This window comes from Embleya sp. NBC_00888, from assembly GCF_045207655.1.
GTDB lineage: Bacteria > Actinomycetota > Actinomycetes > Streptomycetales > Streptomycetaceae > Embleya.
Map to the genome: position 1 here is coordinate 1,835,711 of NZ_CP108785.1, position 12,781 is coordinate 1,848,491.

Below are 12,781 nucleotides of genomic sequence, written 5' to 3' on the forward strand. Positions count from 1 at the left end.
CAACAAGAGCGCGGGTTCGCCCGGCGTCCGAGGCCCGTGGCGTTGGCATTGACATCGGGGTTTGCATTGGCGTTGCCACGGACGGACCGTCGACCGGGCCGCGACCTCGCACGTCCCATCCCATCCCGCAACCTCGCCACTCGCCGTTCGCCGTTCGCCGTTCGCCGCGTCCACTGGCCGGACACGGGCACGGCCACGGTCTCGTCTTCGGCCCGCTCGGGCACACCCGTCGTGTGCCGCGGGATGCGTGCGAGTCGACCGCGCCCGTGCGCGTCGCGTCGGCGACCGCGGCGGTGGGAGTCAGTCGGACTCTTCCCGGTCGAGGTAGGACTGGTACCGCTCGGCGGTGAGGAGGTCGTTCAGGCTCTTGGGATCGACGAGAGTGACCTCCACGACCCATCCCTTGTCGTAAGGGTCGGTGTTGAGGAGTTCGGGTTCGCCTTCGAGGAGTTCGTTCACGGCGATGACGCTGCCGTCGACGGGGGCGTAGATCTCGGTGACGGCCTTGACCGACTCGACGCTCCCGAGCGCCTCCGTGGCCTGAAGCGTGTAGCCGACGGTGGGCACCTCCACGAACACGACGTCGCCGAGCTGCTTTTGCGCGAAGTCGGTAATGCCGATCCGGGCCTTGCCGCCCGTGGTCGGCAGGATCCATTCGTGGTCCTGGGTGTACTTGCGGTCCGCGGGCACGGTCGTCATATCGGTCGGTCTCCTGCCGATGTCATGCGTACGCCGACGCGAGATCCGCGCACGGCCGCGACCAGCCTGACGCAGAGGAGACCCACCGGAACAGTACACTCACCCGAAAGGCCCCATTGCGGACATGCCGCCGAAGCGCCGGCCCGCGGCCGACCGGGCGCGCCCCGTCGGCACGTTCACCGGCCCGCTCACCGTCACGTTCGCCGACACGTCCACCAGTGGCTTCTGCGCCGGTTCACAGACGGCAACTGATCTCCATGCCGTCCTCGACCGGGAACGTCACGTTGTGATAGCCGTTCTCCGGGTCGCGGACGTAGTCGAGATACGGCTGCAGGCTGCTCAGCTCGACGTCGTCGGCCACGACGAGCGTGCCGGGCCGCAGGCGTGGCTCCAACAGGCGCAATACCGGCAGGCACAAGTCCTTCCACCCGTCCAGCAGCAGGAAGTCCGCGGGGGTGTCCAGATCGCGGAGGGTGTCCCGGGCGTCTCCCTCCAGCACGGTGATCAGGTCGTCCAGGCCGGTCTCGGCGAAGGTGCGGCGCGCCGCGGCGATCTTCTCCTTGCTCATTTCGGTGGTGACGACGCGTCCGGCGCCGTTGTCGCGCACGGCCGCGGCCAGGTACAGCGTGGAGATCCCGAAGGAGGTGCCGAACTCGACGACCGTGCTCGGGCGCACGGCTCGGACCAGGTTGTACAGCAGTGCTCCGCCGTCGGCGGAGATCGGCATGTAGATCTCCGCCAAGGCGTCGGCCCGCTCCTGGGGCGACAACGGGGCGAACCCGCCGGGCAGTTCCGCGTCGCGCCGGGCGGCGACGGTGTCGTCCTGTTCGGCTTCCTCGAACATCCTGCCGAGGGCCGTTCGGACTCGGGGGTCGGCAAGCGTGTGGGTAGGTGTCATGAAAGCTAGACTAGACGCAACGTCACGTCTTTTCTAGATGCAATATCCTCGGCGCGGGGAGGCGAGAAGATGACATCCGAGACTCACAGGGCCACGGCGGACAACGCCACGCCGGCCGGCACCGGTGGATCCGGGCGGGCACACCACGGCAACCGGCACGGACGCAGCGAACAGGCCCGCAGGGCGGTTCTCGAGGCGGCCGACGACCTGCTCGCCGAGAAGGGATTCACCGGCGTCACGATGGAGGGCATCGCCGCGCGAGCCGGCGTGGCCAAGCAGACCATCTACCGTTGGTGGAGCACCAAGACCGACGTCCTGATGGACGCCTTCCTCGAGGACGCCGCCGAGGACCTGACGCCGCCCGATTCCGGCGACCTCGCCGGCGACCTGCGCGACTACCTGCGACGGCTGGCGTACTTCCTCGCCGAGTCCGACTCCGGGGCCGTCTTCCGCGCGCTGATCGCCCAGGCTCAGCACGATCCGGCATTCGCCCGGGACTTCCGAGCCCGATGGCTCGACGCGCAACGCGATCGCGATCGCCTGCCGTTGGAACGCGCCATGAACGGCGGCTCGTTGCCCGCCGACCTCGACATCGCGACCGAGACGGACCAACTCGTGGGCCCGCTCTACTACCGCGTACTGGTGACCGACGAACCCATCGGCGACACGTTCACCGACGCCCTCGTCGACGCGTTCCTGGCCCGACACGAGCCGGCCCCACGAACGCGGCCCTGACCCGAATGGACCCCCGTGGCCACCCGACGCCCCGGAGGGCGGCCTCCCGCCCGACTCGGGTGCGCGTGGTCTCGACCCAACGGGTCGTTCCGGCATCCGCCTTTGCCGTCGCTACGGTCGGGCCATGGATATCACGTACGAATGGCGGGGCGACTTCGACGACTCGGCCCTCGAGGAGTTGCACGCCGAGGGGTTCGACCACCCGGCCGAGCGGATCCCCTGGCGCGCACGGCTGGAGCGGCACAGCCTCGGCTGGGTCTGTGCGTGGGAGGACGGCCGCTTGATCGGCTTCGTCAACGTCGCCTGGGACGGCGGGGTCCATGCCTTCGTCCTGGACACGGTCGTGGCTCGGCGCGCCCGTTCCCGGGGCATCGGCTCCATGCTGGTCGGGACGGCTGCCGACGGGGCCCGCGCGGCGGGGTGCGAGTGGCTGCACGTCGACTTCGAGGAGCACTTGCGGTCGTTCTACGTCGATGTCTGCGGCTTCGGCGAGTCCGCGGCGGGCCTGATCGCCTTGTGAACCCGTCGCCGACCGCTCGGTCCGGGGCGAACGGGGCGCTTCGGTCGATCCGGGCGGTCCGGGCGGTGGTCCGACGGGGTCGAACCGGTCCATCCGATCCGGCGTGAAGTGGACCAGTCATACGGTCCGGTCCGCCTCTACGTTTGCCGCCATGAACGAAAAACGTGGTGGGACCGTGCTGACATCCCTCCTGCACGAGATACCGCCCTTCCTGCCGACCCCCACCGAAGCCATGACGATGACGGTCGAACTGCCGCCGGGCGACGCGGGGACACCGCCGCACCGGCACTCGGGCCCGGTCTTCGGTTACATGTTGGAAGGCGAGATGGTCTTCGAACTCGAAGGCGAACCCGAGCGGATCATCCGCGCCGGCGAGGCGTTCTGGGAACCGGGCGGCGACGTCATCCACTACCAGGCCGGCAACAACCTCACCGACGCGTGGAGTCGCTTCGTGGTGGTCATGCTCGGCGTTCCCGGCGAACCCATGCTGACCATCGTCGACGAGCGTGAACTGGCCGAACGGCGGGACCGGCGGGCGCCCCGACCCACCCCGTGAGTATCGCGCCCCGCCGTCCCGGCACGGGCGCGTCGTCATCCGACCCCGACCGCGTACAGGAGTTCCACACCATGCACGTTCTCGTTGCCGGCGCGACCGGTGTCCTGGGACGGCGTATCGTCCCCCGGCTCGTCGCGGCGGGACACCGGGTCACCGCGCTCACGCGACGCCCGGACGCCGCAGCCGAGTTGCGCGCACCCGACGTCACCGTCGTGTCGGCGGACGTCTACGACCGCGACTCGCTCACCCGCGTCGTGGTGGACGCCGCGCCGGACCTCGTGATGCACCAACTCACCGATCTGGCCGCGGTCGACCTTTCCGCCAACGCACGCGTGCGCCGGATCGGCACCCGCAATCTCGTCGACGCCGTACACGCGGCAGGCGTACGGCGCGTCGTGGCCCAGAGCATCGCGTGGGTCTACGAGGCGGGCGAGGAGCCCGCCGACGAGACGACGCCGCTGGACGCCACGACGGACCAGCCCCGACGCGGCACGATCGACGGCGTGCTCGCCCTGGAGTCGGCCGTACGCGAACTGCCCGAGTGGGTGGTGCTGCGTTACGGGCTGCTGTACGGCCCGGGCACGTGGTTCGCGGCCGACGGCAGCAGGGCGGCCGACGCGCGTGCGGGGCGGTTGGCCCGCGGGGCGGACGTGTCCAGTTTCGTCCACGTCGACGACGCGGCCGCGGCGGCGGTGGCCGCACTGGGCTGGCCGAACGGCGCGGTCAACGTCGTCGACGACGAACCGGCGGCGGCCGACGCCTGGGTGCCGGTGTTCGCCGCCGCGGTGGGCGCGGCACCGCCCGCCGACGCGCCCGACGCGCCACGCGCCGGTTGGGCCAGAGGGGCCGACAACCACTTCGCCCGCAAGCACCTGGACTGGACGCCGACCCACCTCTCCTGGCGATCGGGCTTCGCCACCCTGTAATCGGGAGCAGGCCCCGACACACGGAGGATCGTCGCCCTATCCCCCCGGTCGCCGCCGCGTCGGCCCCGCCCGCAGACCCTCCGCGTCGAGCACCTCGCCGAGCAGATCCAGCGCCTGGCGCCACGTGTGCGGCGACGGCGTGGCATAGCCCAGGACGAGGGCGGCCGGGGCCGATTCGTCGGGTGGGTGTCGGTAGCCGGAGACGTGCAGGCCCTGCAGGCGCAGGCCCACGTACTCCCCGGCGGCGATCAGTCGGCGCTCGTGCTCCGCCGAAGGCAGGGGCAGCAACGCGTGCAGTCCCGCCGCGACCCCCACCAGGGAGAGCCCGGTCACCGCGGTAACCCGATCGGCGAGTTCGCCGCGGCGCCGCCGATAGGCCAGGCGGGCACGACGCACATGCCGGTCGTAGTCGCCGTGTGCGATCAGCTCCGCGAGCGTGAGCTGCTCGATCACGGACACCCCGGTGCCGCTCTCGCGCAGCGCCGCCGACACCGGCTCGCGCAGCGCCGGCGGCACGACCAGCCAGCCCAGGCGCAGGCCGGGAGCGAGGGTCTTGCTGGTACTCCCCGCGAAGACGACCCGTTCGGGATCGCGTGCCTGCAGCGCCCCGACGGGTCGGCCGTCGTAGCGGAACTCGCCGTCGTAGTCGTCCTCGATCACGAAGCCGCCGGTACGCCGGGCCCAGGCGGCGAACTCGCCGCGTCGCGCGGGCGAAAGCACGACGCCGGCCGGATGCTGGTGCGCCGGCGTCAGCAGCACGACTTTGGTGTCGGGCGTGAGGCCCGCCGGGTCCGCGCCGAACTCGTCCACGCGCAGCGGGACACAGTCCACCCCCGCGGCGGCGAACAGTTCCCGGTGGCGGGCCAACCCCGGATCCTCGGTCGCGGCCCGGCGTACGCCCAGACCCCGCAGCGCCCGCGCGAGCACCGCGAGCGCGTGGGTGAATCCCGCGGTGACGACGACCGCGTCCGGTGTGGCGCGCACGCCCCGGGCCCGGGCCACATACGCGGCCACGTTCGCCCTCAGGCTCGCGGTCCCCTCGACGTCGCCGTAGTCGAGGCCGCCCGCCTCCACCTCGGCCAGGACCCGACGCACCGCGCTCGCCCACGCGGTACGGGGGAAGGACGCGAGATCGGGCCGGCCCGGTCGCAGATCGGCCCACACCCGGCCTTCGGTCGGCACCCGCCTCCCGTCGCCGGTCGCGCGGGACGGCTCGACGCCGCCGACGTCCGCCACCCGCGTGCCGGACCCCGGCTCCGCGATCAGCCACCCCTCGGCGACGAGTTGGCCGTACACGCCGACGACCGTGCCGCGCGCGAGGCCCAGATCCGCAGCCAGCGCGCGGGAGCCGGGCAGGCGAGTACCGGGAGCCAGGCGCCCCGAGCGCACGGCCTCTCGCAACGCCTCCTCCACGGAGCGACCGGTCCCGGCGGTACGCCGCTCGACGTCGATGTGCAGATCGACTCCGGCAACGAAAGGAGGCGGATCGACTCCGCCGACGGAAGGGTGACGCATACCGACAGCCTGCCGGCGCACGCCGCCTTCCGACCCGCCGGTGCCCCCGGACGCGCCGACCGTCACGCGTCCCGAGCCCGGTTCGGCCGGGACGGACCAGGTCCACGTGGGTCTCGACCCAGTCCCGAAGCCCGCTCGACGGCCGGGCGACACCGCGCCCCGGCTCGGTGAGTTCGTGCTCCACCCGGGTCGGCACCTCGACGCCATCGGCACCCACGGCCCGGCCCGATGTCCGCGGCACACCTTCGGCGGCCGATCGGTGGACACGTCGACGGGCGGGGATCCGACGGCACCGGTGGGAGGTTCCCACCGGCGCTCGTCACGGGTGCGGGGCAGCGGTGCTCGTCGGGTCCTGGTCCCGAGGGAAGGCGTCGGTCAGTTGCCGGTGCGGGTGATCTGGTCGAAGTGCACGAGTCCGTCGTTGAAGGGCTCGATGCCGGTCATGTGCCGACTGTGCACGGCCGCCGCCGAGGCTTCCAGGTACACCCAGAAGGGCATGTCGCGGTTCAGCGAGGTCTGCACACGTGTGTAGGCGTCGCGGCGGACCTTGGGGTCGGGAGACAGTCGGCCCTCCCCCAGTGCCTTGTCCACGGTGGCGTTGCTGTAGCCGGTGATGTTGTTGACGCCCCCCGTGACCAGGAACTGGTGCACGGTCGGTTCCACGTCGTCCGCCCACAGTTGGAAGACGGTGGCCTCGAAGTCGCGCTTGGACGAGACGCGCGTGACCAGCGACGCGATGTCGACGACGTCGACGATCATGGTCACCCCCGGGTATCCGGCAAGCGTCCGGCGGATGTACTCGGCGATCTCCCGGGACTTGGGGCTGTCGGGCACCATGTAGTGGAAGACGAAAGGCTTTTGCCCGTTCGAGGTGAGCTTGGCGAAGATCTCGCCGGCTTGCTGTGGCTTGTTCTCCACGGCGGCCAGATTGACGTTCGCCAGCGGTGAACTCGCGTTGAAGATGCCCCTGGCCGGTACGCCGAGGCCCTTGTAGAAGCGGCGGTTGAGATCCTCGCCGCTGAGCGCCAGCGAAATCGCCCGACGTGCGTCCGGGTTGTCGAACGGAGGCTTGCGCATGTTGAAGGCGATCATCAGGCCGCCGTTGAGCAGGGTTTCGTCAACCGTCAGGTTCTTGTCCCGGGCATCGCCCAGCACGGTCGGGTCGGTGGTGACGGTGATGTCCGCCCGGCCCTCCGCGATCGACTCCGGCGCCGCCGCGATGTTGCGGTCCACCCGGAACACGAGTTCGTCCAGGTGGGGCAGCCCTTTCTGCCAGTAGTTCTCGTTGCGCACCATGCGCAGGTCTTTTCCGGGCTCCCAGGCCGCCAGCTTGAACGGACCCGCGCCGACCGGGGCGCGCTTGAGCGCGGCTCGACCGTCGGGGGTCGCGACGTACTTCGTGGGGGCGACGAACGCCAGGTTGCGGGCGACCAGGTGATCGAAGTTGGCGTTGGCGGACGGGAGTTCGATCCGCAGTTGCAACGGCGCCACCTGGATCAGCTTGACGTCCCGCAGCACCCCGCCGACCAACGAGTTCACCATCGGGTCCCGGTGGGCGTCCCAGGTCGCCTTGACCGCGGCCGCGTCCAGGGGCGAGCCATCCGAGAAGCGCAGTCCCGGACGCAGGGTCAGCGTCCAGTTCGTGAGTTGGTCGTCGCTGGTCAACGACTCGGCCAGCTTGGGGTGCACGGTGCCGGTCGCCGGCTCCGTCCAGACCAGGACGTCGTACAGCGCCGTCATCCGGTTCCCGTCGGCCACGTTCGGGTAGCTCGCGCTGAACGGGTCGAGGCCGCGTGGCTCACCCGGGAGGAGGAAGACGGCCGAGCCGCCCGCCTGCGGCTTGCCGACCGCGTCCGAGTCGTCGTCGCCGACCAACCCGCATCCTGCCGTGGCGGTGAGGCAGATCATCACCAGCGCCAGGGCCGAGGGGCGCAGTACGTTCCGAACGGGTCCGACGTCTCGAACGGGTCCGCCGACTCCGGCGGTTCTTCGTGTCGTTCGTTTCGCAAAAAGCACTACGTGCCTACCTGCCAATGTGTCGACGGAAATGGATGCCGTGCGTCGCCGGCCGGCCGGTGTCCGCCGCGCCCGGGTGTCGAACCGCCCGAATACTCGCGCCGCGCTTCCGCGTTCGCGCATCGCACCGCGCCTCGCGCGTCTCGCGTGTCGATCGGTCCGTCGCTACCGGGACGTGACGAGAACACCGCGGGACACGGACGGATCGCGCTCGGGATCTCGCGGCGCAACAGAAGCTATAGGCGCGTTCGCGTGGCGGCTATCCATCCGACGCGGAATACCCACCCGCGACCCGAAACTCGCATCGTGGCCGACGGCCAACCAACTCGCCGTCCGGAGAGGGCAGTTCCCGAAACCCGGCTCGCGGCCGAGTCGGCTCGTCCCGGCCTCGCGACACCGGCGGCTCGGGCCACGCGAGCCCGGCTCCCGGGTCCCATGCGGGACCGCGATCCGGGCGACCGGGTCGGCCCCGTGTTCGTCGGCGCCGGCGGCTCGTGCGCTCGGGCCTCAGGCCGTCGGGGGGCGGCCCTGGACCCGGACCCGGATGCGTTCGCCCTGCTTGCCGAACAGGCTGAGCACCTCGACGTCGCCGTGGCCGCTGGATCCGAACCAGTGGGGGTGGCGGGTGTCGAATTCGGCGACCTCTCCGGGGCCGAGGATCACGTCGCGCTCGTCCAGGATCAGCCGGAGTCTGCCGCTGAGCACATACAGCCACGCGTATCCGGTGTGGGTACGCATGACGGCCTCCGTCTCGTCTCGGGGGATCGTCACCCGGAACGCCCTGGGCTCGCCGGCCTGCTGTCGCGAGAGCGAGACGAAGATTCGCCCGTTCGATCCCCTCGGCTTCGGGACGACCCGAGGGGCGACCACTCGTGGGGCGGCCACGATGTCGTCCAACGACACCGCCAGAGCGGCGGCGATCGGCAGGAGCAGTTCCAGGCTTGGCTTGCGCTGCCCGGATTCGAGCCGTGACAGGGTGCTTTTGGAGATGCCGGTGATGTCGCCGAGCCGGGTCAGCGACAGGTTCCGCTTCTCCCGGAGCCGGCGCAGTCGGGGTCCGATCCGGCCGAGGGTCGCGGCGATGGCGGGCATGGAATCCATCGATCCATCACAACACGTCGTCCCGGTATCGGCAACGATCTTTGCTCTTTCGGCATCACGAGCGTCACGGTCGTCTCGGAGGTGACAATCATGACCGACCATCGTGATGTAGTGATCATCGGCGCGGGGGCCGCGGGCCTGAGCGCCGGGATCGTAATGACCGGCGCGCATTCGACCACGCTGGTGGTGGACGGCGGGAAGCCACGAAACCCGCCGGCCACCCGCGCACCCGGGCTCGTCTGCCGGGACAGCACGGCTCCGTCCGGGTTTTCGGCCATCGGACGCAGCGAATCCACCGGCCATGGAAGCAGGTTCGACCACGGGCGAGTCACCGCGACCGGCGTGATCACCGGCCGGCTCCTCGAACCGGACGAGACCACCGAGGCGGTCCGGTACGAGTGCGCCGGGGGTGTGGCCCGATGAGCACGACAAAGACACCGCAACAGCCGGTCGGCGGGGGCCGACTCCCCTTCGGCGTGTACCTGCTCTCGTTCAGTCTCTTCGCGATGGGCAGCGCCGAGTTCCTGCTCGCCGGAGTGCTGCCGGCGGTCGCCGACGACCTCGACATCAGCCTCGCCGCCGCCGGCGGCCTCGTCACGGCATTCGCGATCGGCGTGGTCGTCGGCGGTCCCCCGCTCGCCGTCTTCAGCCTGCGCTGGCCACGACGCTCCGCGCTCGTGATCACCCAGGTCGTCTTCGCCCTCGCGATCGCGGCCGGACTCGTGGTCGACGGCTACCGAACACTGCTCGCCACCCGGTTCGTGGCGGGCATCGCCTACGCCGGCTTCTGGGCGGTCGCGGCCGTCACCGCGATCAGCCTGGTGACCCCCGACCGCACCGCACGCGCCTCCGGCGTCGTGGTCAGCGGGCTCGGCCTCGCCATGATCGCCGGTGGCCCCGCCGGCACGCTGATCAGCCACCTGTCCGACTGGCGCGGCGGATTCTGGATGGTCGTGGCCCTGACCCTGCTCGGCGCCGCCTCGGTCTTCGTCGCCCTGCCCGTGACCACCGCACACCGACAACCGAGCATCAAGAGCGAACTCACCGCCATGCGACGCCCGCGATTGTGGACCGTCTACGCCACGACGCTGCTGAGCACCGCGGCGTACATGATCTCCTTCAACTACCTCGCGGCGCTGCTGACCGACGTGACCGGCGTCCCCGACGTGTGGGTCTCCGCGATCCTCGTCCTGTTCGGCGTCGGCGCCTTCATCGGGCTCTCCATCGGAGGCAGGATCGCCGACAAGCGTCCCTACCACGCGCTCCTGGCCGGAGCGATCGGAATCCTGCTCTGCTCGGTACTGCTCGCCCTGTTCGCGCGCCACGCCGTCGTGGTCGTCCCCCTGGTACTGCTGCTCGGGATCGCGGGATTCGTGCTGAACCCCGCCATCTACGGTCGCGTGTTCACCATCGCCTCGGACGCCCCCACACTCGCCGGCGCCACCACGGTCTCCGCGTTCCAACTGGGCATCAGCCTCGTCCCGGTACTCGCCGGCATCTCCCTCGACGCCGGAGCCGAGGTCACCTCCGTCGCCTGGATCGGCGCCGGACTCGCGGCGGCCACGGTGCTGGTCGTCCTCCTCGATCGGGCGACGGGCGACCACCGGTCGCCGGTCGGGACAACCGTCGAGGCGATGCCACAGGAGTGAGCCGCACGCACGATCCGCGGCCCGGGAACGCACACCCGGGCACGCGGCGGCGGCGCGGCCGGTGCTTCCCGCGGTCGGCTGAGGGAGTCCGAGGGTCGGCCGGTCAACGGGCCGCGGTGTGCGGGCGGCCCGGGAGGTCCCAGGCTGCCGCGGCTCGGGTGATGGCGACCTTGAGGTGCTTCATGATCGGCTGATCGCTCTGTGTGCTGTAGTCGCCGATCGCGCACAGCACGTTCATCTCGGGCATGTAACCGGCCGCGCAGCCGCGGGGGATGTCGTAGGGGACGGCGAGATGGCCGTGCAGGGCGCGGGTGCTGCCGTCCTTGGCGGTGCTGGTGACGTCGACCGGGTCGAACTCCCGGACGCCGCGCTCGCGCATACGGGGTGTCGGGAGCGGCGAGGGCGAAGTTGCCGCCCATGCCGACGAACACCTTCACCCGGCCGTCGTGCATCGCCTCGATGGTGGAGACGGTGTCCAGGCCGGGCTCGCGTGGCGGCCGGATGCGGCAGGCCTCGGCGAGGCGGTCCAGGAAGGTGTCGGCGGGACGGTGGTCGATACCGCAGGTGCGGTTGCCCTGCACGTTGCTGTGTCCGCGCACCGGTGAGGGACCCGCGCCTTCCCGTCCCAGATTCCCGCGCAGCAGCAGCACGTTGACGATCTCCCGGACGGTGTCGACGCCGTGTTCGTGCTGCGTGATGCCCAGGCACCAACTGAAGATGCTCCGGTCGGCCTCGCGGTACACGCGGGTCGCCTCGAGGATGTCGGCGCGACCGAGCCCGCTCTGGCGTTCGATCTCCTCCCAGGGCGTGCTCGCGCACAGCGCGCGGTACTCGTCGAAGCCCGCGGTGTGCCGATCGATGAACACCCGGTCCAGTGCCTCGGGATCGCCGGGGGCCTGCTCCAGGATGGCCTTGGCCATGCCGCGCAGCAGTGCCATGTCGCCGCCGATGCGCGGTTGCAGATTCAGGGTGCTGGTCCTCGTCGACTTGAACAGGGCCATGTCGACGAACTCGTGCGGCACGATCGTGCGGGTCGCGGCGGCCTCCACCAGCGGGTTGACGTGCACGATGTGGGCGCCGCGGCGGTACGCGTCGGCGAGGGCCGTGAGCATTCGGGGCGCGTTGGAGGCGGCGTTGACGCCCATGATGAACAGCGCGTCCGTGCTTTCCCAGTCCTTGAGGCCCGCGGTGCCCTTGCCGGTGCCCAACGATGCCGTCAGGGCGCGGCCGCTGGCCTCGTGGCACATGTTGGAACAGTCCGGCAGGTTGTTCGTGCCCAGCTCACGGGCCATCAACTGGTAGAGGAAGGTCGCCTCGTTGCCGAGCCGGCCGGAGGTGTAGTAGGCGGCCTGGTTCGGGTCGTCGAGTTCGCGCAGGGTCCGGCCGATCAGTTCGAAGGCGTCCTGCCAACGGATGGGGACGTAGTGGTCCGACGCGGGGTCGTACACCATCGGCTCGGTCAGCCGGCCCTGGTTCTCCAGCGCGAAGTCGCTCCACCGCTCCAACTCGGTCACCGTGTGGGCGGCGAAGAACTCCGCGCCGACCCGTTTGCGGGTCATCTCCCAGGTGACGTGCTTGATGCCGTTCTCGCAGATGTCCAGGTGCAGGCCCTTGGTGTCGTCCGGCCACGCGCACCCGGGGCAGTCGAAGCCGCCGCTCTCGTGATTCATCCGCATGACGGCCCGGGATCCGTCCACCACGGCGCGCTCACCCAGCAGGAGGCCGGCCACACTCCTGGCGGCGCCCCAGCCCGCGGCGGGGTGCCGGTAGGGCCGAAACCGCGCGGACTCCCCGGGCGCGGGACCCACTCCGGGCTCGACCCGGTCCTGCGAGTCCTCGGAGGCGTTCACGACGATCCCCTTCCGACGTCGGGGTGCGGGCCGGCCGGTGCCGCCGGGATCGCCGTGGACGCCGGGTCGGCCGACGAGCTTTCCACCCTCGAGTCTCGATCGGCGGTGTGGGATCGGCGACCGCTGACGTCCGCCCGGGCGTACGCTCGGCCGCTCGCGCGCGCCGGCGACCCGACGCGCCGGGACGGTGGTCGGCGGTTGGCGGTCGCGGGGTCGGCGGTCGCGGGGTCGTGCACCGGCCGGGCGCACCGGCCGGGCGCGGGGTCGCGCGAACATCGGCCCCGCACCCGCACGGCACCGCGGGACCCGGCACGCC

The 12,781-nt window shown here is 71.0% G+C and carries 11 protein-coding genes and 1 pseudogene; 6 read left to right on the forward strand and 6 right to left on the reverse strand.

What is annotated here, in order from left to right:
• Positions 1-300: 300 nt before the first annotated feature.
• Positions 301-699, reverse strand: coding sequence for a glycine cleavage system protein GcvH (gene gcvH, locus OG948_RS42275; RefSeq protein WP_331770290.1), 399 nt, complete (start codon positions 697-699; stop codon positions 301-303).
• 235 nt (positions 700-934) lie between these two features.
• Positions 935-1,597, reverse strand: a complete 663-nt coding sequence (locus tag OG948_RS42280; RefSeq protein WP_331770291.1) for a class I SAM-dependent methyltransferase — start codon at positions 1,595-1,597, stop codon at positions 935-937.
• A gap of 69 nt (positions 1,598-1,666) precedes the next feature.
• Between OG948_RS42280 and OG948_RS42285 the strand changes: the two genes are divergently transcribed.
• From OG948_RS42285 to OG948_RS42300, 4 genes are all read left to right on the forward strand, one after another.
• Positions 1,667-2,332, forward strand: a complete 666-nt coding sequence (locus OG948_RS42285; protein ID WP_331770292.1) for a TetR/AcrR family transcriptional regulator — start codon at positions 1,667-1,669, stop codon at positions 2,330-2,332.
• A gap of 124 nt (positions 2,333-2,456) precedes the next feature.
• A complete protein-coding gene (locus tag OG948_RS42290) occupies positions 2,457-2,852 on the forward strand; it encodes a GNAT family N-acetyltransferase (RefSeq protein WP_331770293.1) in 396 nt (131 codons plus the stop codon).
• Positions 2,853-3,003: 151 nt separating this feature from the next.
• Positions 3,004-3,408, forward strand: a complete 405-nt coding sequence (locus tag OG948_RS42295; RefSeq protein ID WP_331770294.1) for a cupin domain-containing protein — start codon at positions 3,004-3,006, stop codon at positions 3,406-3,408.
• 71 nt (positions 3,409-3,479) lie between these two features.
• Positions 3,480-4,334 carry an NAD-dependent epimerase/dehydratase family protein gene (locus tag OG948_RS42300; RefSeq protein WP_331770295.1) on the forward strand — a complete coding sequence of 285 codons (855 nt, stop codon included), beginning with the start codon at positions 3,480-3,482 and terminating at the stop codon, positions 4,332-4,334.
• Positions 4,335-4,370: 36 nt separating this feature from the next.
• Here OG948_RS42300 and OG948_RS42305 read toward each other — a convergent pair whose 3' ends face one another.
• The 3 genes from OG948_RS42305 to OG948_RS42315 all read right to left on the reverse strand — a co-directional run bounded on the left by OG948_RS42305 (position 4,371) and on the right by OG948_RS42315 (position 8,966).
• Positions 4,371-5,849 carry a PLP-dependent aminotransferase family protein gene (locus tag OG948_RS42305; protein WP_331770296.1) on the reverse strand — a complete coding sequence of 493 codons (1,479 nt, stop codon included), beginning with the start codon at positions 5,847-5,849 and terminating at the stop codon, positions 4,371-4,373.
• 375 nt (positions 5,850-6,224) lie between these two features.
• Positions 6,225-7,724 (reverse strand): ABC transporter substrate-binding protein, encoded by a 1,500-nt coding sequence (locus tag OG948_RS42310; protein ID WP_331770297.1) that lies wholly within the window; start codon positions 7,722-7,724, stop codon positions 6,225-6,227.
• A 648-nt stretch (positions 7,725-8,372) separates the two neighbouring features.
• Positions 8,373-8,966: an XRE family transcriptional regulator gene (locus tag OG948_RS42315; protein WP_331770298.1), complete on the reverse strand. Its 594-nt coding sequence runs from the start codon at positions 8,964-8,966 to the stop codon at positions 8,373-8,375.
• A 90-nt stretch (positions 8,967-9,056) separates the two neighbouring features.
• On the opposite strand from OG948_RS42315, the gene OG948_RS42320 reads away from it, so the two are divergent.
• Together OG948_RS42320 and OG948_RS42325 are read left to right on the forward strand one after the other, a co-directional pair.
• Entirely contained in the window at positions 9,057-9,389 is a 333-nt protein-coding gene (locus OG948_RS42320; RefSeq protein WP_331770299.1) for an FAD-binding protein, read from the forward strand.
• Positions 9,386-10,615: an MFS transporter gene (locus OG948_RS42325; protein ID WP_331770300.1), complete on the forward strand. Its 1,230-nt coding sequence runs from the start codon at positions 9,386-9,388 to the stop codon at positions 10,613-10,615. Before OG948_RS42320 ends, OG948_RS42325 begins: the two co-directional genes overlap by 4 nt.
• Before the next feature lie 103 nt (positions 10,616-10,718).
• Here OG948_RS42325 and OG948_RS42330 read toward each other — a convergent pair.
• A pseudogene (locus OG948_RS42330) lies at positions 10,719-12,465 on the reverse strand (molybdopterin-dependent oxidoreductase).
• Between the last annotated feature and the right edge of the window lie 316 nt (positions 12,466-12,781).